This window comes from Kitasatospora sp. NPDC001547 (genome assembly GCF_042894165.1).
Classification (GTDB): Bacteria; Actinomycetota; Actinomycetes; order Streptomycetales; family Streptomycetaceae; genus Kitasatospora.
This window is the reverse complement of the sequence record NZ_JBIAVL010000014.1, coordinates 200,594-222,679: the sequence shown is the minus strand read 5'-3', so window position 1 is coordinate 222,679 and position 22,086 is coordinate 200,594. Positions and strand designations below refer to the sequence as shown.

Below are 22,086 nucleotides of genomic sequence, written 5' to 3'. Positions count from 1 at the left end.
CCAGCCGTCTGCCCGCCCACTGCGCCAACGGACCTCCCGGCTTCCGCCCGACTGGCACGCCCGGCCCGGGCGGGCCCGTCACAGCTCCTGCGAGCCGCTGACCACCCAGGCCACCCCGCTGGCCGGGTCCTCCAGCGCGACGTGCAGATGGTGCAGTCCGGCCGACGGCTCCTGCCAGGTGAAGCAGCGCATCCGGGCCACCAGCGCGTTCACCTCGCCCCGGTCCACCCCTTCCGCCCCCTCCGGACCGTCCGCCCCGGCCATCGCGGCCAGTGCCCGCCACAGGCCCAGCCTCCCGTGCGCGCAGCCCTGTGCCCGGCCCACGGCGGCGGCCCGTACCAGCGCCGGGTAGGCCAGCGCGAACGGCAGGTACCCGCCGACCACCCACCGGTCACGGGCCACCAGGGCGGCGGCGGCCGGGGCTTGGCCGCGGACGCAGGCCGTCTCCGCCCACGGCGCGAGCGCCCCCAGCCCGGTCAGCGCCCGGGTAACCCGCGGCCCGCCCGGCCGACCGTCCGACCGCGCCGCCGGGGGCAGTTCCACCTCGCCCAGGCCTTCGCGACTGGCCGGCAGGGTCAGCAGCGCGCTGCGCGCACCCCCGCCCGGCAGGTACTCGCGCACCCGCACCCCCTCGTCCCAGCCCGCCGCCTCCCACGGCTCCAGGCGCAGCGGCACGCCCTCCGGATCGGGCTCGGCCCCGTACGAGAGGTCCTCACCGAGCAGCGCCCGGGTGTGCGCGACCAGCCGTCGCACGGAGGACGGGCCGAGCAGCGGGGCCAGCCGCAGCCAGGAGTGCCGGGTCGCCAGCACCTCCCAGAGCGGTCCGGCGTCGTGGTCGGCCACCCCGGCGGCCGTCCCCGCGCCGCCGTCGCCGTCGAACAGCCGCACGGCCAGCTCGGGCGGCGCCGCGTACGCGATCAGGTGACCGAGCGGCGCCGTCAGCGCCGCCGCGGCCTCCTCGCCCGCCTCCACCACGGCGGCCGCCCGGCCCTGCCGGTAGGCGGCGAGCAGTTCGGGCCAGCGGCCGTCCTCGGCCAGTGCGCGCAGGCGGCCGTCCTCGTGCGTGATCACGATTCGCAGGGTACGGGCCGGGGCGGTGCATCGGCTGACTTGCCGTCAGTTCGGTGCGTCGGGGCGGCGGCCGGGAACCCGAACCCGGCGCCCTCGGCTCCGCTCGCGCTCCCGCTCGCGCGCCCGACCCCGTCCGCATTCCCGTTCGCGCTCCCGTTCGCGTTCGCGCTCCTGTTCGCGTTCACGTTCCCCCTGGACGACGGCGCGCAGCCGCCCGTGGGCACGTCGGCGGGTGACGGCCAGCGTGCTGCGGTGCAGCCCGAGCAGTTCGGCGGCCTCGTCGATGCTGTAGCCGTCGAGGTCCACCAGCACCACCGCGCGGGCCTGCTTGTCGGTCAGGAAGCCCAGCAGTCGCAGCACCTCCCAGCGCGCCTGCAGCTCGGCCATCCCGCCGAGCCGGGGATCGGAAAACCCCGGATCCCGCTCGCCGGCGTCACCCGCCTCCGGCACCTCGGGCATCGACACCCGCCGGCGCTCCCGTCGCCACTGGTCGCGCAGGATGTTGACCATCGTGGTGAACGCGTAGGCGTACGGCTGCGGATGACCGAGGAAGCGTTCGGGCCTACGGGCAATCCGGAGGTACGCGTCGTGGACGACGTCCCCGGCACCGGCCGGACCGCCGGCGAGGGAGGCCGCCGCCTGCTGGAGTCTGGGCAGTAGGTCCGTGAACACCCGGTTGAATTCGGCCGATTGACCACCGCTCCCGCTCGGATCGAGGTCCGTCTCCCGCCCGCCGCCCGCCGTTCGACCAGTGCGATTCACCATGCCGCTCTCCCCGGAAATCGGCACCCCGAGCACCCGGCCCGCCCTGGCCGCGGGGGCCGTGGACCAACCGAATGACTTGTGACACAGGTCACATCATAGTTCGTCGTCTCACTGTGCGCAGTCATTCGTGTGCAACACGTCACCAGCCGCGCGAGGAGCGGGACTTCACGTCTCCGCGCGGACATTCCGGCGGTCGGGACACTCCGCCCGACGGGAACCCTGAGCAAGGAGAACGACATGCGAGGTCGCATCGCCAGGAAGATCGCCACGTTCGGGCTGGCCGCCACGGCCGCCCTCGGCGTGCTCGGGACCAGCACCCTGCCGGCCGCCGCGGCGACGGCCCCGAGCCGGACCGTCGACCCCGGGGCCGCCGAGGACTGGAACACCATCGCGGCCGACGCGTACCGCTGCGTCATCACCGCCAACTACGGCTGGCGCTGGGAGGGCCGCTGCAACGTCTACTCCGGGTGGCTGCGCACCATCACCTACTGCGCCGACGGTTCGCACAGCACCGGCCTGTGGATCGGCGCACGCCCGGAGGCCTGGGCGGTCTGGGGCAACTGCCCCGGATCGCGCTGGACCCGGGTCGTCTTCCAGTGGCACAGCTGAGCCGTTGACGGCTGGCGAATGACAGATGACAGCTGACAGATTTCGAAATCTGTCAGCTGTCATCTGTTAGCTGTCATCTGTTCGTCGCACGTTGTTCGCCCGCCGCCCCTCTGCCGCCGCTCCAGCCGTCCGGCTTCGGGCCACCGACTCACGCTCAGGTTCAGCCCACCGGCGAGGCGTCTTCGAGCAGCCGGGTGGCATGCACTCGGCCCGCATGTTCGACCAGGTGGATCAGCACCTCCTTGCCCGAGGCCCGGCGGCGCGCGTCGCACATCAGCACGGGCGTACCGGCATCCAGGTCCAGCGCGCGGGCGACCTCCTCCGGGCCGAACTCCCGCGTCCCGGCGAAACGGTTCACCGCGACCACGAACGGGATTCCCCGGTGCTCGAAGAAGTCGACGGCCGGGAAGCAGTCGGTCAGCCGACGGGTGTCGGCGAGCACCACCGCACCGAGCGCCCCCTGGGCGAGCTCGTCCCAGAGGAACCAGAACCGGTCCTGCCCGGGGGTGCCGAACAGGTAGACCGCCAGTCCCTCGCGGATGGTGATCCGGCCGAAGTCCATGGCCACCGTGGTGGTGCTCTTCCGCTCCACGCCGTCCAGGTCGTCCACGTCGCGCCCGGCCTCGGTCAGCCGCTCCTCGGTGCGCAGCGGGCGGATCTCGCTGACCGCGCCGACCAGCGTCGTCTTTCCGACCCCGAAGCCGCCCGCCACCAGGATCTTGAGCGCGAGCACGGTGCCGTCGGGGTCCTCGTCCTCGAACGGATCAGGCCCGCCGTAGGGATCGGACCGGCCGAAGGGACCGGACGGACCGGACAGCCCGGCCGGTTCGAGCGGTTCGGGCGAAACGGACGGTGCGGCCGGTGCGGACGGGTGGTCAGAGTGCACGGAGTCCACGGATGACCTCCTGGAGGATGCGCTCGTCGGGGAGCAGGGCGGGCGGGACGGGACGGCGGACCCGGATGAGGCCGGCCGCCAGCAGGTCACCGAGCAGCACCCGCACGACGCCCACCGGCAGGTCGAGGTCGGCGGCCAACTCGGCCACGGACAGCGGGGTGCCCCGGCACAGCGCGAGGATGCGCGCCTGTTCCGGGCCGACCGGCGGCTCGGGCGCGTCCGGCACGAGCGCCGGGTCGGGCAGCTCCGTGACCACCACGGCGATCAGGTCGAACTGCTGCTCCCCGGCCCCGGTGCGCCCCCGGGTCATCGCGTACGGGCGGACCAGCGGCCCCGCCTCGTCGTCGTACCAGCGGGCACGGTGGGCAGCGGCCAGCGGATTGCGGGGGCTCCCGTCGGGTTCGGTCCTCGGGTGCTCCGGATGTCGCCCCCGGTACGGGCGGGGCACCGGACTCACCGTCCGCCCACCGCCCTTGGCGCGGCGCCCAGGTGCTCCCCGACCCGGCGGACCAGCCTGGCCATCTCGTAGGCGATCAGGCCGAGGTCGGCCCGGGCGGTGGCGAACACGGCGAGGCAGGTGCCCTCCCCGGCCGCTGCGACCAGCAGGTAGCCGCCCTCCAGCTCGACCATGGTCTGGCGGACTTCACCCGCTCCGAAGTGGCGGCCGGCGCCCTTGGCCAGGCTGTGGAAGCCGGAGGCGACGGCCGCCAGATGCTCGCCGTCCTCGCGCGGCAGACCGGCCGAGGTGCCCATGGCCAGGCCGTCGGCGGAGAGCATCACGGCGAAGCGGAGCTCGGGGGCGCGCTGGACCAGCTCGTCGAGGAGCCAGTTCAGCTCCCCCGCGCGGTGGGTGGTGGCGATCACGGACGCTCTCCTTCGGATCGGGACGGGGGTTGGTGGTGGCGCGCCTGCGGCGGCTGCGGAAGGTCGGCGGGCTGCCCGTCCCGCCGGCCCTCGGGGTCCAGACCGCGCGCCCAGCCGTTCTGGAAGGCGGACATCGCGGCCCGCGCCTCCTCGGGGCTGCGGCCCGCGGCGCCGTAGCCGTCACCCGCGCCGGATTCGGCGAAGGCACCGGTGGAGGCCGGGGCGGAGGCAGCGGCGGAGAAGGCGGCAGCCGTACGACGGCCGTGCGCGGTCGGACGGGCCGGGGCCTCGCGCAGCTGCGGCACGAGGCTCGCCTGACGGGTCCGGCGCGGCAACTCCTCGGGGCCCGGATCGGCCCGGTGACCGGTCGCCCGGTCTGCCCGGTGACCGTCGCCCCGTTGACCGTCGCCCCGTTGACCGTCGCCCCGTTGACCGTCTGCTCGCCGGCCGTCCGAGCCGACCCCGGGCACCGGCTCCGGACCGCGTTCCGTACGGTACGGCTCCGCCCCGTACGGCTGCGGCGGCCCGGCCTGCGGACGGGCGGCCGCACCCGCGCCACCGTCCGCGGCCGGACCGGCCACCCGGGCGCCGGAGGCCCGGAAGGGAGTGCGGCGCACCGGCCCGGAGTCACTGCCCCGGGCGCCGAACGGCAGCAGCGCCCCACCCTCCGGCAGCGGCCCACCCACCGCCGGAAGCCCGTCGTTCACCCTGCCCCGCGGGTGCTCCCGATGCCTCGGGTCGCCGGCCAAATCACCGACCAGGTCGCCGGCCGCGCCGCCACTCGGATCCCTGCTGGGATCCCTGCTCGGATCACCGGCCGGTGCGCCGCCACCCGGACCGCCCGCCGGACCTTCCATGCGACGGTGCACCGGCTCGAACTCCCGCTCCGGCCCGACTGGTTGAGACAGCCCGGAGAACGGCGCGTCCGCCGCCGCGGGAGACAGCGGCGCCACCGGCCCGAAGCCGTACCGCACGTCCTCCGTCCCCGACGCGTCCGTCATATCCGCCGTCTCCGCCGCCACCGACTCGTCGGCCAGCAGCGTGGTCGGCAGCAGCACCACCGCCGTGGTGCCGCCGTACGCGGAGGTGACCAGCGAGACCTTGACGTCCTGCCGCCGGGCGAGCCGGCTCACCACGAACAGGCCGAGCCGGTCGCTGTCGAAGAGGTCTCCCTGCTCGGCGGCGGCGATCCGGCGGTTGGCCGAGGCCAGCACCTCCGGGCCCATGCCGAGGCCGCGGTCCTCGATCTCCAGCGCGAAGCCGTTGCCGACCCGTTCGCCCCGGATGTGCACCCGGGTGTGCGGCGGGGAGAACCCGGTGGCGTTCTCGACCAGTTCGGCCACCAGGTGGGTGAGGTCGGCGACGGCGTGACCGACCACCGCGGCGCGCGGCAGCGGGTGCACCTCGACCCGGGCGTACTCCTCGACCTCCGAGACGGCCGCGCGCACCACGTCCACCAGCGGGACGGGCCGGCGCCAGCCCCGGCCGGGGGCGGCGCCGGAGAGGATGATCAGGCCCTCGGCGTGGCGGCGCATCCGGGTGGTGAGGTGGTCCAGCCGGAACAGGTCGGCCAGCTCGGACGGGTCGTCGGTGCGGCGCTCCATCGCGTCCAGAAGGGTGAGTTGGCGGTGCACCAGGACCTGGCTGCGCCGCGCGAGGTTGACGAACACCCCGGAGACCCCGGAGAGCACCTCGGCCCGTTCGACCGCCGCCGTGACGGCCGCCCGCTGGACGGTGCCCAGCGCCCGGTGCACCTGGCCGATCTCGTCGCCCCGCTCCACCGGCCGGGGCGCCTCGGCCTCGACGTCCACCTCCTCCCCCGCCCGCAACTTCCGCATGGTGGCGGGCAGTTTGCGTTCGGCCAGCTCAAGTGCCGAGTTGCGCAGGCCGATCAGCTCGGTGACCAGCCCGCGCCCGATCTGCACCGAGATCACCAGCGAGGCCACCACACCGACCAGACCGAGCAGCACGGCCATCCCGGCCGGGGTGAACAGCCCCAGGGCGTACGGGTCCTGGCGCTCGGCCGCGAGCCGCCCCGCCTGGTCCTCGACCGTCCGCAGCCCCCCGGCCAGATTGCCCGCGACCATCGCCCAGCGGTCGGCCGGCACCGCCTCGACAGCGGCCCGTCCGTCGACGGCCGTCCGCACCCGGTCCTCGTACCCGGTCAGCTCGCGGTGGTCCTGACCGCCGGAGACGGCGAGCAGCGCCTCCCGGTCGGCGGGGCGCAGGTCGGCGGCGGCGACCCGCTCGAACTCGCGCCGGGCGAAGACCGCGCCGGTGAACTCCCGCAGCTGGTCGTCGCCGAGCCCGCCGGAGAGCTGGGCGGCACGCAGCAGCGCGTCCTCTCGGGCGAGCAGTTCCCGGGACCGGGCCAGCTCCAGCAGTACCCGCGCGTCCGCGGCCGGCTGACCGTCCTGGAGCGGCGTGACGGCTCCGGCGGCGGCGAGCGCCCGGTCCACCGCCTCGCCGTACGCGGCGTACGCCTCGGGCCAGCCGACGCTCCTGGCCAACACCCGGTCGCGCAGGGCGGGCAAGGCGGCGAGCGAGCTGCCGAGGGCGTCCAGCCGGGCGGCCGCGTCACCGCCCAGTCCCTGGGCGTCGGCGCGGTTGTAGCCCTGGTCGGGACGGCGGGCGTCCGGGAAGAGCGGGATGAGCGCCCGGTCGGTGGCCGCCACCGCCTGGCGCACGGCGCTTTCCCGGGCGGCGGTGGGGGCGCTCGCGGGGGCGGCCAGCAGCTGGCCGACGGCGGTCCGTTCGGCCTGCAGCCCGGCAACCGTCTCGGCAACGGGGGTGAGCAGCGTGCGCTGGGCGTCGCGCTGGCGCAGCAGGTCCCAGACGCCCTGGGCGGTGGTGACGGTGGCGAACCCCCACAGGGCGATGACGGAGACGACCGGGACCATCAGCAGGGCGATGATCCGGGCGCGGACGGTCCGGGGGCGCAGGCCGCGCAACCACGGGCCGGGGCGCGGCGGTCGGGCGGGCGGCCCGGCGTGGGCACCCCGACGGGCGCCGGGGGCGACACCGCGGTCTTCTCGCATGGGTGAGCGGCCTTTCGGGCGGGGAGAGCGGGAGGGTAGGACGGCGGGACAGCAGGCGGAGGCGGCGCTGGCTGAGGCGGCGCGGACGGCGCGGGGCGGACGGCGTGGAGGCGGCGCGGCTCAGGCGGCGCGGCTCAGGCGGCGCGGCTCAGGCGGCGCGGTCGTGCCGCCCGGTGTCGCGCTGCCCGGCCTCGGCCCGGGCGGGCTCGCGCCAGGCAGGCTCGGGGTGTTGGGCCGCGGCGGGTGGCTCCTCGGCGCCCAGCCCGCCCAACTGCCGGTAGCCGGCCCGCTCCTGGGCGGTCGGCGAGAGCGCCACGAAGGCGGAGGCGAGGAAGAGGAACGAGCCGAGGCCGACGGCGAGCGGAAAGACGAACTCCATCGGGCTGACCCCGCCGAGCCCGGTCCGGGTCGGCTCCAGCCGGACGTGGACGGCGGCCATGCCGATGTAGTGCATGCAGCTGACGGCCAGACCCATGGCCATCGCGGCGGCCGCCGCCGCGTACACGTTGCGGATGGTGACGGCGGCCCAGAGCGCGGCGGTGGCGGCGCCGACCGCGACCAGCACGGACAGTGCGACCGTCCCGGCGTCGTAGTGCAGGCCGCCGTGCATCCGGAGGGCGGCCATGCCCAGGTAGTGCATCGCGGCGACGCCGAGGCCGGTGGTGACGCCGCCGGACAGCAGGGCGAGGCCGCGGTGTCGGCCGTAGCAGACCACGGTCAGGCCGAGGCCGGTGACCAGCACCGCGACCACCAGGCTGAGGACGGTCAGCGGGACGTTGTCGCGCAGCTCGGTGCCGTCGACGGTGAAGCCGAACATGGCGACGAAGTGCATGGTCCAGATGCCGGAGCCGATCGCGGCGGCGGCCGTGATCAGCCAGTTCCGGCGGGCCGGGCCGCTCGCGGCCAGGCCGCGCAGTGTGCAGCGCAGCCCGAGGGCGGCGCCGGCGCAGGCCATCAGGTACGAGAGGACGGGAGTCAGCCAGCCGAGGCTGAGATGGTTGAGGGCGCCCATGGGACCTCCGGTCGACCGGTCGGGCCCGGGGCGGTACACGGTGCGCCCGGGCTCCCCGGGCCGGGCGGACTGCATACGAATGGCATATGCCACTCGCATGTGCGCTTCCGGTCTGGGGTGCGTGGGACGCTACCGAGGGGCCGGAATCGGTCAGACAAAGATCTGAAAAGCTGCCCGCGGAGCGAGGGCGGTGTGTTCGAATGGCCCGGTCGTGTGCCCAGCGGGCAGTGCGCCCCGCGGACCAGTCGGCTCACCGGCCGGACCGGTGACGGCCACCCCGGGAAGGGACAACTGACAGCCGACAGCCGACAAAAAACAACGGACAGGTGACAGAGTTTGAAATCTGTCATCTGTCCGCTGAACTCTGTCAGCTGTCACCCTGCCGATGTCACCCTGCCGACCGTCGTCCGCCCCCCGGCCGACCGTCAGTCCCCCGCCGTCACCCGGATCCGCATCGGGCTCGCCGCCCGCAGCGTGATTCCCTGGGCGAGCGCCACCCTCCGGTCCACCGCCTCCACGTCGAAGTCCCGCAGCAGCACCCCCAGCGCCAGCACCGCCTCCAGCATCGAGAAGTGCTGCCCGATGCAGGCCCGCGGCCCGCCGCCGAACGGGAACCAGGCGTAACGGTGCCGGGCCCGCTCCGCCTCGGGCAGGAAGCGGTCCGGGTCGAAGCGCTCCGGGTCCACCCAGTGGTCCGGGTGCCGGTGGGTGACCAGCGGCGCGACGACGACCTGCGCCCCCGCCGGGATCACGTACCCGTCGATCACGGTCTCCGCGACCGCCCGCCGCCCGCCCAGCGCCGCCGACGGGTAGAGCCGCATCGCCTCCTTCAGCACCCGGGTGATGTACGGCAGCGCGTCCAGGTCCGCCGCCGTCGGCGCCCGCCCGGCCAGGACGGTCCGCGCCTCCTCCCGGGCGAGCCGTCGCTGCTCCGGGTGGAGCGCCAGCAGGTGCAGTGCGAAGGCCAGCGCGGTGGCCGTGGTCTCGTGCCCGGCGAGCAGGAACACCAGGACCTGGTCGCGGAGTTCGGCCGGGTCCAGCCGCTCGCCGTCGTCGTCGCGGGCCCGTCCGAGCAGGGTGAGCAGGTCGTCCGCGTCCTCGTCGCCGCCGCGCGCGGCCCGTTCGGCGATGATCCGGTCGCAGACCCCGTACAGCGCCCGCTGGGCCCGCGCGCCGCGCCGGTTGGACGGGGTCGGCCAGGTGCGCGGGAGGCGGACCGGCGCGTAGCCGCGTTCCTTCACGTACTCGCCGAGCACCGGGAAGCTGTGGTGCACCACCGCCACCGCCTGCTCCACGTCGGCGCCGAACAGGATGCGCGCGACCGCCCGCAGCGCGAACCGGGACGTCTCCTCCGCCGCGTCCACCACCCCGCCGGGCACCGCCCGCCAGCGCTCGGCGAGCGACTGCGCCTCCTGCGCGAGCGCGTCCGCGTAGCCGTCCACCCGGCGCCGGGTGAACAGCGGCTGGACCATCCGGCGTTGGCGCTGGTAGACGGCGTCCTGGCTGGTCAGCAGCCCGTTGCCGACGCTGGTCCGGAGCTCGTCGTAGAAGGAGTTCTCCTTGCGGAAGTTGGCCGCCTCGCCGGCCAGCACCTGGCGGACGCCGTCGGGCGAGAACACTCCGTAGAAGTCGGCCCGCAGCCCGGGCGGCCCGGCCTGGAAGCGCACCACGTCGCCGTGGTCGCGGCGGGCCGCGAGGTAGCTGCGCAGCGGACGGCGGGTGAGGTCGAACAGCGATCCGACGAGGGGGTTCCCGGCCGGGACGGGTATCGCGGAGGTGGGGGCGGGCACGGGGCCGGGAACGGGAACGGGGATGACGTCGGTGGTCATCGGCACTCCTTCTGCACAGGGATGTGCCCGCCGGTCCCACCGACGGGCAGTCAGCACCGAAAGGAGCCGCGCCCGGACCCGCCGACGGGCCGACCTTGCCCGGCCGGATCCGGACCCGCCTCACTCGTATTCGGTGCCCCCCTTGCGGGTCAGGTAAGCGTCACCGACCACCTTGGCGATCGCCCGCCCGCCGAGCACCGGGCTCCACCGCTCGGCCACCGGCCGCACCACCACGCCCTCGCGAAGGTGCAGTTCACGCCCGGATACGGTCTCCTTGCCCCGGGCGAACCCCAGCACGGTCTCCGGGTCGAACGGTCCGCGCCACAGCTCGGGCACCAACGGCAGTTGACCGTCCAGCAGTTCGGCCGCCGACAGCCAGTTCAGCTGTCCGTCCACCAGCGCCGACACGTCGAAGGCCGCGTAGCCGGGCCGCTCGGTGCGCGCCGAGGCACCGTAGCCCAGGTCCTGCACGCCCTCGCCGAAGACCTCGCCGAAGATGCCGACCCGCTCGGCCCCGAGGCGCTCCGCCAGCCGGGCCGCCACCGCCGGGATGTCGTACGCGCGCACCGCCCGCCAGTACAGGTTGCGCGGGTCCTCGGCCAGCGCCAGCCCCTGCGCGCCGATGCCCTTGGACGACACCCGCACCTCACCGGTGGCGGCGACGTACGTGACCAGGCAGCAACTGCCGTGCAGCTTCTCGGTCAGCACCACCGGCTCGCCCGGCTCGAAGGCGTCGGGGTAGCGCTTGAGGTTCTCGATGTCCACCCAGGGCAGCAGGTCCGGCGCGCTGACCACGTCGCCGCTCATCGAGGTCGGCACCGGCGGCTGCCACTTGACGACCCCGAGCAGCTCGGCGAAGTCCTCACCCTGCTCGGCCGCGGCGGCCAGGTCGGTGCCGGCGAGCGCCGCAGGCTTGCAGACGATGCCCTGGGACAGTTCGCCGCGCAGCCGTACCGCCTTCACCCGGTTCGCCCCGGCACCCGCCAGCTTGCCGGTCAGCCCCAGCTCCTCTATCAACCCATCGGGGAGGACTGACTGTTCGGGAATGTAGACGGCGTGGTCGCCGGTCCGGTACACGCCCTTGGCGACCACCGCCCGGTAGAGGCCGACCTGGGCGAGCTCCAGGGCATCGGCGTTCGGGTGCTCCAGGATGATCAGCTTCTCGGCGGTGACGCGCAGCGTGGACATGGACGGACTCCTCCCCTTGGTTCGGCCGCGGCGGTGGCTCGGCCGACCCGGCCGCGTGTACGGACGGCGACCACTCTCGCCGTTCGACCACCGACGGCGCGACGCAATTTCCGCGCGCCCCTCACCACCACCGTCGCCCGTTCCTTCCCGCCTCGCTCTCCACGGGCCCGCTCGCGCCATCCCACAGCCGCCGAGGGGTTCGCACCGCCCCCGCCTGTGCGAACCCACATGGGCTTCATCGCTCGCATGTGCGGCACTATGATCGCCGTCATGGCCGCAGCTGCGGCCGGTCCCTCGCGCCCCATCCGGCGCGCGCCCTGGAGGGGAAGCACCGATGAGCACTCGTACGCCCACCAGCCGCAGGCTCGCCGTCGCCGTCGCCGCGGCCCTCGTTCTCGGCCTCGGCGCCACCGCCTGCGGCAGCGACGGCGGCACGTCCTCCGGCTCCTCGGCCTCCTCGAACTCCTCCCCGGGCGGTGCCGGCAGCGGTGCCCCCAAGGCCTCCGGCACCGTCACCGTCTTCGCCGCCGCGTCGCTCAAGGAGACCTTCACCGACCTCGGCGGGAAGTTCGAGGCCGCCAACCCGGGCACCAAGGTCACCTTCAACTTCGGCGGCAGCTCCAGCCTCGCCACCAGCATCAACTCCGGCGCCCCGGCCGACGTGTTCGCCGCCGCCAGCCCCGTCACCATGAAGACCGTGACGGACGCGGGCGGTGCCGCCGGACAGCCGGCGACCTTCGTCCGGAACACGCTCACCATCGCCGTGCCCAAGGGCAACCCCAAGCACATCGCGGGCCTCAAGGACCTCACCGCCTCCGGCGTGAAGGTCGCCCTGTGCGCGAAGGAGGTGCCGTGCGGCGCCGCCGCCCAGAGCGCGCTCAAGGCCGCCGGCGTCAGCCTCACGCCGGTCACCCTGGAGCAGGACGTCAAGGGCGCGCTCACCAAGGTCGAACTCGGCGAGGTCGACGCCTCGCTGGTGTACCGGACCGACGTGCACGCCGATGCTGCGAAGATCGACGGCGTGGACTTCCCCGAGGCCGAGAAGGCCGTGAACGACTACCCGATCGCCGCGCTCGCCAAGGCGCCGAACAAGGGCGGCGCCGCCGCGTTCGTCGCGTACGTCCAGTCGCCCGAGGCCAGGCAGGTGCTGACCGCGGCGGGCTTCCAGACGCCGTGAACGACCGCACCACCGGCTCCGGGGCGAACCACTCGGACCGGGACCACCAGGCCCGCACCACCGCCGACGGCCCGGCGGGAGCGGCGCCGGCAGGACCCGCCCAGGCAGGGCGGGCGCCGGCCCTGCCGCGCCGCCGCCCACGAAGCCGCCGCCCGCACCGCGTCCCCGTCACCCTGCTGCTCCCGGCGCTGCTCGGGCTCGTCTTCCTGATCCTGCCGCTGGTCGGTCTGCTGATCCGGGCGCCCTGGAGCGGTCTGTCCGAGCAGCTCACCAGCACCGCCGTCTGGGAGGCGCTGCGCCTGTCGTTGATCAGCGCGACCGCCGCCACCGCGGTGTCGCTGGTCCTCGGCGTCCCGCTGGCCTGGCTGCTCGCCCGCACCGAGCTGCCGGGCCGACGGGTGATCCGGGCGCTGGTCACCCTGCCGCTGGTGCTGCCACCGGTGGTCGGCGGTGTGGCGCTGCTGCTGGTGCTGGGGCGGCGCGGCATCGTCGGCTCCTGGCTGGACTCGGCCTTCGGCATCACGCTGCCGTTCACCACCACGGGGGTCGTGATCGCCGAGGCGTTCGTGGCGATGCCGTTCCTGGTGATCAGCGTCGAGGGCGCGCTGCGGGCCGCCGACCCCCGCTACGAGGAGGCCGCCGCGACCCTGGGAGCCTCCCGGCTGACCGCGTTCCGGCGGGTCACCCTGCCGCTGATCGCCCCGGGGATCGCCGCCGGGGCCGTCCTGGCCTGGGCCCGGGCGCTCGGCGAGTTCGGCGCGACGATCACCTTCGCCGGCAACTTCCCGGGCCGCACCCAGACCATGCCGCTGGCCGTCTACCTGGCCATGGAGTCGGACCCCCAGGCGGCGATCGCCCTGTCGCTGGTACTGCTGGTGGTCTCCGTGGCCGTCCTGGTCGGCCTGCGCGACCGCTGGCTGTCGACGCCGTGACCCCGCCCGCACCCGCTCCCCCGTTCACCGGCCGCACCGGACACGTCGGACGCACCCGACGCGCCGAGCACGCTGGACACACCAGATGCGCCGAGCACGCTGGACCCCCCGGATGCACCGGATGCACGGGAAACCTGGACACCTGGACGTCGCCCCGATGAGCACCGACCGTCTCCCCGGCCCCGCGCTGGACGCCCGCCTGCGGGTCGAGCGCCCCGCCTTCGCCCTCGACCTCTCCCTCACCGCCGCCCCCGGCGAGGTGGTGGCGCTGCTCGGCCCCAACGGCGCCGGCAAGTCCACCGCCCTGCGCGCCCTCGCCGGGCTGCTCCCGCTCACCGGCGGCCACCTGCGCCTGGACGGCCGCCTCCTGGAGGACCCGGGGCATCGCGTGCACACCCCGGCCGAGGAGCGGCCGGTCGGTGTGGTGTTCCAGGACTACCTGTTGTTCCCGCACCTCAGCGCGCTCGACAACGTCGCCTTCGGCCCGCGCTGTCAGGGCCGTCCCAAGCGCGAGGCGCGGGCGGAGGCGGCCGGCTGGCTGGAGCGGATGGGCCTGGCCGACCACGCCTCGGCCCGCCCCGGCCGGCTCTCCGGCGGCCAGGCCCAGCGGGTGGCGCTCGCCCGCGCGCTCGCCGTACGCCCCCGGCTGCTCCTGCTGGACGAGCCGCTGGCCGCCCTGGACGCCCGCACCCGGCTCGACGTACGGGCCCAACTGCGGCGCCACCTGGCCGAGTTCGAGGCGGTTGCGGTGCTGGTGACGCACGACCCGCTGGACGCCATGGTGCTGGCCGACCGGCTGGTGGTGATCGAGGAGGGGCAGGAGGTGCAGTCCGGTAGCCCCGCGGAGGTCGCCCGGCGTCCGCGCACCGACTACATCGCCCGGCTGGTCGGGTTGAACCTGTACCAGGGCCGGGCCGACGGCACCCGGGTCACGCTCCCCGACGGCACCGTCCTGGCCACCACCGAGGAGCTGGACGGTCCGGCCTTCGTCGCCTTCCCGCCGTCCGCCGTGACGCTCTACCGGGAGCGCCCGCGGACCAGCGCGCGCAACCTGTGGAGGGCCGAGGTCACCGGGCTGGACCTGCACGGCGACCAGGTCCGCGCCGAGCTGGCCGGCGACCTGCCGATGGCCGCCGACCTCACCCCCGCCGCCGTCGCGGAGCTGGAGTTGGCGCCCGGCGTCGCGGTGTGGGCCTCGGTCAAGGCCACCCAGACCCACGCCTATCCGGCCTGACGGGCCGCCGACGGCGTCACCTCCGCGGATCCACCCCGACGGGACCGTTCCGGCGGGGTCTCCGGGTTCCGGCAGGGTCGCTGCGCGGTTCCGACGGCTTCCGACGGCATTCCGACGTGATTCCCGGCGGGATCACTCCGACGGTTCGACGAACCCCGACTCGTACGCCGCGATCACCGCCTGGGTGCGGTCCCGTGCCCCCAGCTTCGCCAGCACGCTGCTGACGTGCGTCTTCACCGTCTGCACGCCGAGGAACAGCTGCTCGGCGATCTCCCCGTTGCTGAGGCCGCGCGCGACCAGCCGCAGCACCTCCGCCTCGCGCTCGGTCAGCGCCGCCCGCTCCATGGCCGCCCGGGCGGCCGGGTTGCCGTGCCCGGCCGCGAGGCGGCGGATCGCGGCCGGGAACAGCAGTGACTCGCCCGCCGCCACCAGCCGTACCGCCTGGGCGATCTCGGCCGGGCGGGTGCGCTTGAGCAGGAAGCCGTCGGCCCCCGCACGCAGCGCCTGGTAGACGTAGTCGTCGTTCTCGAAGGTGGTCACGACCAGGATCCGCGGCGGGCGCTCTCCCGGGGCACCGGGGCGCAGCAGTTCGCGGGTGGCCGCCAGGCCGTCCAGGACGGGCATCCGGACGTCCATCAGCACCACGTGCGGTCGCAGCGCGCGGGCCAGGGAGACCGCTTCGGCGCCGTCGGCCGCCTCGCCGACCACCCGCAGGTCCCCCTGCGCCTCCAGGACCGCCCGCAGGCCGGCCCGGACCAGCTCCTCGTCGTCGGCGAGCAGGATGTCGGTCATCCCGGCGGTCCCCCCGGCCGGACCTCGCGCCCCAAGATCGTTCGTCACGAGCCCAAGCGTAGGGGCAACCGGACGCTCAGCACCCACTCCCCGCTCCCTTCCCCCGTCGACCCCGGAGTCGGCCCCATGGCCGACCCCATCGCCGACCCCATCGCCGGCCCCACCGCCGATCCCGTCACCCGCCCTGCCGTCGACTCCCCGCCGAGCAGGGTGGCGCGCTCGCGGATGCCGCGCAGTCCCTTGCCTCCCTTGCGTGTTGCGCCCCGGCCCGCCGTACCCGCCGGGTGCCGCGCCGAATCGGCCGGTGAACGCCCGGTGCCGGGCAGCCGGTTGGCACAGCGCAGCTCCAACCGGCCGTCCCGTACGGCGATCCGGACGTCGAGCGGTTCGCCGGGCGCGTACTTGAGCGCGTTGGTGACGCCCTCCTGGACGATCCGGTACGACTCGCGGGAGAGCACCCCGGGCAGGGTGCCGGCCGGCACCTCGATCCGCGCCTCCACCGGACTGCCGGCCGCCCGGGCGGTGTCGAACAGCGCGGGCAGCTGCTCGATCCCGGGCTGTTCGGTGGCCACGCCGTCCGCTCCGGCCGGGGTCTCACGCAGCAGCACCAGGGTGCGTTCGAGGTCCTCCATTGCCCGGCGGCCGGTCTCCTCGATCACTTCGAGCGCTTTGGCGGCGAAGACCGGATCTCCGACCTCGCGTGCCGCCCCCGCCTGCAGGACCGTCACCGTCAGGGCGTGGCCGATCGAGTCGTGCAACTCCCTGGCCAACCGGTTGCGCTCCAGCAGCCGTTCGGCCCGCAGCTCCGCCTCGGCCAGCCGCTCCGCCGGTGATGGGCCCAGCAGCCTTACTGCCATGGCGAGTTGGAGACGGCCCGCGTGAACCAGGAACCAGCCGAAGGCGATCGCCACCACCGGGGCGAGCGGGAGGTACCACAGCGCCCGCGGACCGGTCAGCCGCTCGTAGCAGGTGGCGAGGACGAGGATCAGCGCGAAGCCGACCACCGAACCGAGCGCGACCCGGCCGATCAGCCAGCCGGCCGTGCGCCACCGGTCGGCCCGGGTGCGGGAGGGCTCGGTGGCGATGTCCTCCTCACGGTCGGGCACCAGCAGCAGCCGGGCCTGCACGCCTTCGGCCCGCCGGGCAGCCGGAACGAGCGCGGACAGGGCCAACAGCACGGCGTCCAACGCGATGCTCTTCATCACGATCTCGTCGAGCGGCTTGTCCTCCGTTCCCGGATAGACCATCAGGACGATGCCCGCGAAGACCCACCCGACCAGCAGGTGCAGCAGTCGCGCGTACGTGGCACCGGCCACCAGGGGTGCGACGAGCCTGGGCACCGCGTGCCCCGGCGCCACGCGTCCCAGCGCCGCACGCCCCGGCGCCACGCGTCCTGGCAGCACGGTTGCGGACACCGCGCTCTTCAGCGCTACGAACTTGGACGCTGCGATCTTGGACATTGGCTCATCCTGCCAGGTCGGCCCCGGTCACCGGCTCCCGCTCCGGTCGCCTGCGGCCTCCCTCCCGGGAGGGAGGCGGCTCCCCGCCACGGCGGGATCCGCCGCACCGGCCCGTTCCGGTCGAATGGGGCCACCGCCCGGGGCCGACCACAGCAGGTTCCGGCGGGGACCGCCAGGACGACGAGACAAGGGAGCGGGCCGTGATCGAGATCCAGGGCCTCACCAAGGAGTACGACGGCCGACGTGTCGTCGACGACCTGACCTTCGAGGTCCGGCCCGGCGTGGTGACCGGCTTCCTCGGCCCGAACGGCGCCGGCAAGAGCACCACCATGCGCCTGGTCCTCGGCCTCGACCGGCCGACCGCCGGGCGGGCCCTGGTCGCCGGGCGCCCCTACGTCGAACTCCGCGACCCGCTGCGGACGGTCGGCGCGCTGCTGGACGCCCAGGCGCTGCACGGCGGCCGGACCGCGCACGGCCACCTGCGCTGGCTCGCCGCGAGCAACGGACTGCCGGCCCGGCGGGTCGACGAGGTGCTCGGCCAGGTCGGCCTGGCGGAGGCCGCCGGACGGCGGATCCGGGGCTTCTCGCTCGGCATGCGCCAGCGCCTCGGCGTGGCCGCCGCGCTGCTCGGCGACCCGCCGGTCCTGCTGCTGGACGAGCCCGTGAACGGCCTGGACCCGGAAGGCATCCGCTGGATCCGCACCCTGCTGCGCGACCTGGCCGCCGAGGGCCGGTCGGTACTGGTCTCCTCCCACCTGATGACCGAAATGGCGCTCACCGCAGACCACTTGGTGGTGATCGGGCGCGGCCGGCTGCTCGCCGACGCCGCCACCGCCGAGTTCATCGACCGCCACGGCCGGACCCGGATCAGGGTCCGCGCCGTCGACCCCACCAAGCTCGCCGCCCTGCTCCACGACCCCGGTCACGGCTTCGACGCCACCGAGGTCGACGGCGGAGCCTGGGAGGTGAGCGGCGCCGAACCCGAGCGGATCGCCGCGCTCGCCGCCGCCCACGGCGTGGTGCTGTACGAGATCGCCGTACGACAGGACAACCTGGAGGACGCGTTCATGCGGATGACCGCCGACAGCGTCGAGTACCGCGCGGAGGCCACCGCATGAGCGCGCCGACCCTCGCCGCAACGCCGGCCGCAACTCCGTCCGCGACTCCTGCCGTGACCTCCGCCGGGGCACCTGCCGTCAACGCCCTGCGCGCCGAGCGGATCAAGCTCACGACCCTCCGCTCGCTCTGGATCACGCCCCTGCTCGCTCCGGTGCTCACCGCCGGCGTCACCACTGCCGTCGGCGCGGCCCTCGGCGGCAAGGACGACAGCCTCACCGACGACCCCGGTGTCGGCGTCTTCTACGGCCTCAACTTCGGTCAGGCCGCACTGATCTGCTTCGGCATCCTGCTGATCGGCCAGGAGTTCAACACCCGCATGATCGGTGTGTCGCTCACCGCCGTCCCGCGACGCGGCCGGCTGTACGGTGCCAAGTTGGCGCTCGGAACGCTGGTCGGACTGGCGGTCGGCGCCGTCGCCACGGCGGGCGCCTTCGCCGGGTACGCGGCCACCGTCCCGGCCGACTGGGACGGGGATGCCTTCGTCCGCGCCGCCGTCGCCGGGGTGCTCTACCAGACGATGCTGGTGGTGTTCTGCCTCGGCACGACCGCCCTGTTGGGAAACCTCACCGCCGCCATGGGCCTGCTGATCCCGTCCCTGTTCCTGGTCTCACCGCTGCTCGGCAGCGCGCCCGGAGTGCGCCGGGTGGTCCAGTTCCTGCCCGACCGGGCCGGCCGGTACGCCCTGCGGTACGCCGACGACCCGCAGGTCGTCTACGGCCACTGGACCGGGCTGCTGATCATGGCGCTCTGGACCGCCCTGGCGGCGTACGGCGGCCTACGGGCGATGCGGCGCGCCAAGTGAGCCCGGGGGGATGGGAGTTCGGGCGGAAGAGAAGGCCGGGAAGCGCGCCGCTGGAGACGGGACACGGGAGATGGGAGAGGGGAGCGACGATGAGCACGATGGCCGACGCGCTGCGCGCAGAACGGGTCAAGTTCACCACCCTGCCCTCGCAGTGGGCGGCCCCACTGGTCGCCCTGGTGCTGACCGTCGGCGTCACGGCGGCCGTCAACGCCGCCTACGGGGCGAAGGACCACACGGTCGGCGAGGACCCGGCCGGCGGGATCTTCTACGGGCTGCTCTTCGGGCACGTCGCGGTCGCCTGCCTCGGCATCCTGCTGATCGGGCAGGAGTTCAACACCCGCATGATCGGCACCTCGCTCACCGCCGTCCCCCGACGCGGCCGGCTGTACGGTGCCAAGCTCGGACTCGGCGCCGGGCTGGGCCTGCTGCTCGGGCTGGCCTCGACGGCGGGCTCCTTCCTGGCCGTCGGCGCCACCGTCGGCCTGGACCTCTCCACTCCGGGCCTGACCCGCAGCTTCCTGGCCGGCGTGCTGTACCACCCGATGATGGTGCTGCTCTGCCTCGGACTGACCGCCGCGCTGGGCAACTTCAGCGCCGCGCTCGGCCTGCTGACGCCGATGGTGTTCCTGGGCACCACCTGGCTGGCCGCCATCCCCGGCGTCCGCGAACTCGGCCAGTTCCTGCCCGACCGGGCCGGCCTGTACGCGACGCGCACCCAACCGGAGGCGGGCATCCACTACGGCCACTGGACCGGGCTGCTGATCATGGCGCTCTGGACCGCCCTGGCGGTCTACGGCGGCCTACGGGCGATGCGGCGGTACGAGCAGAGCTGAGGGGCGGCGAGGAACAGCCACAGATGACAGCGAACAGATGACAGATTTCGAAGTCTGTCATCTGTTCGCTGTCATCTGTTCGCTGTCGGCCGTCAGCTGTCATCCGTTCGCTGCCGGCCGCCACCCCGTCACCGCAGCGCCGGGTGCTCCGCGATCACCGTGCAGCTGCCCGGCGCGATCTCGGTGAAGCCCGCGTCCTGGACCACCGGCAGCCCGCTGCGGACGAGCTCCTCCCACGCGTCCGGCGAGGCCGTCCGGACCGCGAGCGCGAAGCCGGCCTCGGCCCACTCCTTGCGCTGCGCCTCGTCCAGCCGCCACCACGCGAGCTGGGCGGCGTGCCCGGTCTGCGCCATCGTCTTGCCCGCACTCATCTCCAGTTCGGGGTTGAGCCACAGCACCGGCAGCCCCGGCTCGGGTGCCCCGACCTCCGCCGTCTCCTCCAGGTCCGTCCCGGACACCTGGAGCTTGGCGAGCTCCTTGGGCCAGCCGTCCAGCGGGACCGGCGGGAACACCCGCACCTCGGCCTCCCGCCCGTGCACCGTGATGCCCGGCAGCTCGCCCGCCCGACGCCACTCCCCGCCCCGGGCCCGCCGGACCACCTTGCGGATCCGGGCGTCCTCCCAGGCGGCGACCCGCTCCGTCCACTCGCCGTCCGCCCCGGTCACCCGCGGGTCGGCCAGCAGCGTGAGCACCGCCCGCGCCGAGGTCTCCAGCGCGTCCGTCCGGCCCGGCGGAGTGGCCCGCTCCAGCCGGACGACCAGCGGCAGTACGTACTGCGGCCGCTCGTCACGGTCCTCGCGCCCTGCGGCGTCGACCGGGTCGGCGGCGACTGCGGGACCGGCGGCGTCGGCAGGGTCGGCCGCAGGCGCAGGAGTCACGGAGGCCGGGGCCGGAGAAGCGGAAGTCGGCGCGTCGGAATCGGTAGGAGAAGTCACCCGTCCAGGATGCCAGCCCCGTCCCGCCCGGTTCGGCCCGCCCCTCAGCGCCGGAACCCGCGCTGCGGGTCCCGTTCCTCCGCGTCCTCGTACATCAGGAACCAGCCCTCCGGGTGGGTGGCCGCCAGCAGCGCCTCCGTGCGCTGCTCCGCCCCCAGCTCCGCGTCGCCGTCGTCCGGCCCGTAGACCCCGAACAGCTCGTCGTGGCAACCGTCCCAGTCGTAGTCGTACAGGTCGGCGGGGAGGTCGCCCATCATGTCCGCCACCGACTCGGGCTGCGCGCCGAGCAGCGACCGGGCGTCCACCAGCGCCATCCGGAGGGCAAGCTCCTCCGCCAGGCAGCGCGGCAGCGGCCACTCGCCGAGCGCGAGGTCGTCGGCGAGGTCGTCGAAGGCCCGGGCCATCGCACGGCGCCAGCCCCGGTGCATCCGCCAGGTGCGCTCGGGAAGCCGGGCGAAGACCGTCCAGTCCACGTCCTCGCCGTCGGCGACGGGCTCGTCCCCGTGCTCGTCGAGGTCGTCGTACGCGGCGTCGGCCAGGCCGATCAGCTGGGCGTGGAGCAGGCAGGCGGTGCGCGGGGTGAGCGTCCAGTCCGCGCCCGCGCCGCCGTCCTCCTCGTCGCCCTCCAGCGGGAACAGGTCGGCGAAGTCGGGTGTGAAGTCCTCGGTGACGCTGATCTCCAGCGTTCCGCCGACCGCCTCGACCCCGGGGATGGCGGCCACCAGCCGGTCCGGATGGAGCAGCGCGCCGAGCGCCGCGTTGGCGTCCTCGGCGACCTCGCGCAGCAGTTCGCGGCGCTGGCCGGCCGGGTCGATGCCCTCGAACTCCAGTTCCTCGACGGCCCTGATCGCGGCCGCGCGCAGGGCCGGCCAGTCGGTGATCCGCAGGCCCAGCACCACCGTCGCCTCGATCTCCTGCGCGCCGGAGTCCTCCGCCGCGCCCGGCCCCTGTGGATGATCGCTTCGCTCGCCCATGGGGCTAACGGTACGGCCTTTCGGTCCCCCCATCACCGGTCGGGACCAGCTTCCGGACGCCTTCTCGGCCACCGTCCGGCCCTGCCTGGGTCACTCGGACGCAGGAACTTGGCAGGATGAGTCCCATGGCTGACATCAACGAGTACGGCGGCGGGCAGGGCCCGAACGCCGACGTCCTGGTCGTGACCACCAACGACATCCCCGGCTTCCGGGTCGACCACGTGATCGGCGAGGTCTTCGGGCTGACCGTGCGCAGCCGCCACATCGGCAGCCAGATCGGTGCCGGTCTGAAGTCGCTGATCGGCGGCGAGCTGCGCGGTCTGACGAAGACCCTGGTCGAGAGCCGCAACGAGGCGATGCAGCGGCTGATCGAGCAGACCAAGGCGCGCGGCGGCAACGCCGTCCTGATGATGCGCTTCGACGTCACGGAGGCGGCCGACGTCGGCACGGAGGTCTGCGCCTACGGCACCGCCGCGGTCATCTCCCCGGTCTCCTGACGTTCTCATCCGTGCGTCCCCGTTCGGTGGGTCCACTCCCGGGTGTCCGTTCGCGCCCCC

21 protein-coding genes are annotated in these 22,086 nt (G+C 74.5%); 8 read left to right on the top strand and 13 right to left on the bottom strand.

Annotated elements, in window-relative coordinates; all coding sequences use genetic code 11:
- Positions 1-78: 78 nt before the first annotated feature.
- Together ACFY0X_RS25185 and ACFY0X_RS25180 are read right to left on the bottom strand one after the other, a co-directional pair.
- Positions 79-1,071, bottom strand: a complete 993-nt coding sequence (locus ACFY0X_RS25185) for a hypothetical protein (RefSeq protein ID WP_387757723.1) — start codon at positions 1,069-1,071, stop codon at positions 79-81.
- Between the two features lie 45 nt (positions 1,072-1,116).
- Positions 1,117-1,743, bottom strand: coding sequence for an RNA polymerase sigma factor (locus ACFY0X_RS25180; protein WP_387757721.1), 627 nt, complete (start codon positions 1,741-1,743; stop codon positions 1,117-1,119).
- A 330-nt stretch (positions 1,744-2,073) separates the two neighbouring features.
- On the opposite strand from ACFY0X_RS25180, the gene ACFY0X_RS25175 reads away from it, so the two are divergent.
- On the top strand, positions 2,074-2,445 hold the full coding sequence (locus ACFY0X_RS25175) for a hypothetical protein (RefSeq protein WP_387757720.1): 372 nt from the start codon (positions 2,074-2,076) through the stop codon (positions 2,443-2,445).
- Positions 2,446-2,605: 160 nt separating this feature from the next.
- Here ACFY0X_RS25175 and ACFY0X_RS25170 read toward each other — a convergent pair whose 3' ends face one another.
- From ACFY0X_RS25170 to ACFY0X_RS25140, 7 genes are all read right to left on the bottom strand, one after another.
- Positions 2,606-3,178: an ATP/GTP-binding protein gene (locus ACFY0X_RS25170; RefSeq protein ID WP_387757787.1), complete on the bottom strand. Its 573-nt coding sequence runs from the start codon at positions 3,176-3,178 to the stop codon at positions 2,606-2,608.
- Between the two features lie 142 nt (positions 3,179-3,320).
- A complete protein-coding gene (locus ACFY0X_RS25165; protein ID WP_387757785.1) occupies positions 3,321-3,716 on the bottom strand; it encodes a DUF742 domain-containing protein in 396 nt (131 codons plus the stop codon).
- A 77-nt stretch (positions 3,717-3,793) separates the two neighbouring features.
- Complete coding sequence (locus ACFY0X_RS25160) at positions 3,794-4,204, bottom strand: roadblock/LC7 domain-containing protein (RefSeq protein WP_387757718.1); 411 nt, start codon at positions 4,202-4,204, stop codon at positions 3,794-3,796.
- Positions 4,201-7,242 (bottom strand): nitrate- and nitrite sensing domain-containing protein, encoded by a 3,042-nt coding sequence (locus ACFY0X_RS25155; RefSeq protein ID WP_387757717.1) that lies wholly within the window; start codon positions 7,240-7,242, stop codon positions 4,201-4,203. Before ACFY0X_RS25155 ends, ACFY0X_RS25160 begins: the two co-directional genes overlap by 4 nt.
- A gap of 148 nt (positions 7,243-7,390) precedes the next feature.
- Entirely contained in the window at positions 7,391-8,254 is an 864-nt protein-coding gene (locus ACFY0X_RS25150) for an MHYT domain-containing protein (protein WP_387757716.1), read from the bottom strand.
- Positions 8,255-8,679: 425 nt separating this feature from the next.
- A complete protein-coding gene (locus ACFY0X_RS25145) occupies positions 8,680-10,083 on the bottom strand; it encodes a cytochrome P450 (protein WP_387757714.1) in 1,404 nt (467 codons plus the stop codon).
- 120 nt (positions 10,084-10,203) lie between these two features.
- Entirely contained in the window at positions 10,204-11,271 is a 1,068-nt protein-coding gene (locus ACFY0X_RS25140; RefSeq protein ID WP_387757712.1) for an RNA ligase (ATP), read from the bottom strand.
- A gap of 334 nt (positions 11,272-11,605) precedes the next feature.
- On the opposite strand from ACFY0X_RS25140, the gene modA reads away from it, so the two are divergent.
- The 3 genes from modA to ACFY0X_RS25125 all read left to right on the top strand — a co-directional run bounded on the left by modA (position 11,606) and on the right by ACFY0X_RS25125 (position 14,614).
- The gene (gene modA, locus ACFY0X_RS25135; protein ID WP_387757710.1) at positions 11,606-12,448 is read left to right on the top strand and encodes a molybdate ABC transporter substrate-binding protein; all 843 of its coding nucleotides are present in this window, start codon (positions 11,606-11,608) and stop codon (positions 12,446-12,448) included.
- 122 nt (positions 12,449-12,570) lie between these two features.
- On the top strand, positions 12,571-13,380 hold the full coding sequence (locus ACFY0X_RS25130) for an ABC transporter permease (RefSeq protein ID WP_387757784.1): 810 nt from the start codon (positions 12,571-12,573) through the stop codon (positions 13,378-13,380).
- Positions 13,381-13,537: 157 nt separating this feature from the next.
- Complete coding sequence (locus ACFY0X_RS25125) at positions 13,538-14,614, top strand: ABC transporter ATP-binding protein (RefSeq protein WP_387757708.1); 1,077 nt, start codon at positions 13,538-13,540, stop codon at positions 14,612-14,614.
- Positions 14,615-14,746: 132 nt separating this feature from the next.
- On the opposite strand, the gene ACFY0X_RS25120 is transcribed toward ACFY0X_RS25125, so the two are convergent.
- Both ACFY0X_RS25120 and ACFY0X_RS25115 read right to left on the bottom strand, forming a co-directional pair.
- Positions 14,747-15,406 (bottom strand): response regulator, encoded by a 660-nt coding sequence (locus ACFY0X_RS25120; protein WP_387757707.1) that lies wholly within the window; start codon positions 15,404-15,406, stop codon positions 14,747-14,749.
- Between the two features lie 44 nt (positions 15,407-15,450).
- On the bottom strand, positions 15,451-16,866 hold the full coding sequence (locus tag ACFY0X_RS25115; protein WP_387757705.1) for a histidine kinase: 1,416 nt from the start codon (positions 16,864-16,866) through the stop codon (positions 15,451-15,453).
- Positions 16,867-17,066: 200 nt separating this feature from the next.
- Between ACFY0X_RS25115 and ACFY0X_RS25110 the strand changes: the two genes are divergently transcribed.
- The 3 genes from ACFY0X_RS25110 (at position 17,067) to ACFY0X_RS25100 (ending at position 19,620) form a co-directional block, all read left to right on the top strand.
- Entirely contained in the window at positions 17,067-17,984 is a 918-nt protein-coding gene (locus tag ACFY0X_RS25110; RefSeq protein ID WP_387757704.1) for an ABC transporter ATP-binding protein, read from the top strand.
- The gene (locus ACFY0X_RS25105) at positions 17,981-18,787 is read left to right on the top strand and encodes a hypothetical protein (protein WP_387757703.1); all 807 of its coding nucleotides are present in this window, start codon (positions 17,981-17,983) and stop codon (positions 18,785-18,787) included. The genes ACFY0X_RS25110 and ACFY0X_RS25105 overlap by 4 nt, the downstream gene beginning before the upstream one ends.
- A gap of 89 nt (positions 18,788-18,876) precedes the next feature.
- Positions 18,877-19,620 carry a hypothetical protein gene (locus ACFY0X_RS25100; protein ID WP_387757701.1) on the top strand — a complete coding sequence of 248 codons (744 nt, stop codon included), beginning with the start codon at positions 18,877-18,879 and terminating at the stop codon, positions 19,618-19,620.
- Between the two features lie 128 nt (positions 19,621-19,748).
- Here ACFY0X_RS25100 and ACFY0X_RS25095 read toward each other — a convergent pair whose 3' ends face one another.
- Positions 19,749-20,498 (bottom strand): peptidyl-tRNA hydrolase, encoded by a 750-nt coding sequence (locus ACFY0X_RS25095; protein ID WP_387757699.1) that lies wholly within the window; start codon positions 20,496-20,498, stop codon positions 19,749-19,751.
- Between the two features lie 101 nt (positions 20,499-20,599).
- A complete protein-coding gene (locus ACFY0X_RS25090) occupies positions 20,600-21,529 on the bottom strand; it encodes a hypothetical protein (protein WP_387757698.1) in 930 nt (309 codons plus the stop codon).
- Positions 21,530-21,654: 125 nt separating this feature from the next.
- On the opposite strand from ACFY0X_RS25090, the gene ACFY0X_RS25085 reads away from it, so the two are divergent.
- Positions 21,655-22,026: a YbjQ family protein gene (locus ACFY0X_RS25085; RefSeq protein ID WP_387757697.1), complete on the top strand. Its 372-nt coding sequence runs from the start codon at positions 21,655-21,657 to the stop codon at positions 22,024-22,026.
- Positions 22,027-22,086 lie beyond the last annotated feature (60 nt).

Excerpts from the sequence above, each read along its gene's own strand:
- ACFY0X_RS25175 (WP_387757720.1), top strand. The coding sequence starts at position 2,074 with ATGCGAGGTCGCATCGCCAGGAAGATCGCCACGTTCGGGCTGGCCGCC.
- ACFY0X_RS25155 (WP_387757717.1), bottom strand. The coding sequence starts at position 7,242 with ATGCGAGAAGACCGCGGTGTCGCCCCCGGCGCCCGTCGGGGTGCCCAC.
- ACFY0X_RS25150 (WP_387757716.1), bottom strand. The coding sequence starts at position 8,254 with ATGGGCGCCCTCAACCATCTCAGCCTCGGCTGGCTGACTCCCGTCCTC.
- ACFY0X_RS25145 (WP_387757714.1), bottom strand. The coding sequence starts at position 10,083 with ATGACCACCGACGTCATCCCCGTTCCCGTTCCCGGCCCCGTGCCCGCC.
- ACFY0X_RS25140 (WP_387757712.1), bottom strand. The coding sequence starts at position 11,271 with ATGTCCACGCTGCGCGTCACCGCCGAGAAGCTGATCATCCTGGAGCAC.
- modA (WP_387757710.1), top strand. The coding sequence starts at position 11,606 with ATGAGCACTCGTACGCCCACCAGCCGCAGGCTCGCCGTCGCCGTCGCC.
- ACFY0X_RS25125 (WP_387757708.1), top strand. The coding sequence starts at position 13,538 with ATGAGCACCGACCGTCTCCCCGGCCCCGCGCTGGACGCCCGCCTGCGG.
- ACFY0X_RS25120 (WP_387757707.1), bottom strand. The coding sequence starts at position 15,406 with ATGACCGACATCCTGCTCGCCGACGACGAGGAGCTGGTCCGGGCCGGC.
- ACFY0X_RS25115 (WP_387757705.1), bottom strand. The coding sequence starts at position 16,866 with ATGTCCAAGATCGCAGCGTCCAAGTTCGTAGCGCTGAAGAGCGCGGTG.
- ACFY0X_RS25105 (WP_387757703.1), top strand. The coding sequence starts at position 17,981 with ATGAGCGCGCCGACCCTCGCCGCAACGCCGGCCGCAACTCCGTCCGCG.
- ACFY0X_RS25100 (WP_387757701.1), top strand. The coding sequence starts at position 18,877 with ATGAGCACGATGGCCGACGCGCTGCGCGCAGAACGGGTCAAGTTCACC.
- ACFY0X_RS25090 (WP_387757698.1), bottom strand. The coding sequence starts at position 21,529 with ATGGGCGAGCGAAGCGATCATCCACAGGGGCCGGGCGCGGCGGAGGAC.
- ACFY0X_RS25085 (WP_387757697.1), top strand. The coding sequence starts at position 21,655 with ATGGCTGACATCAACGAGTACGGCGGCGGGCAGGGCCCGAACGCCGAC.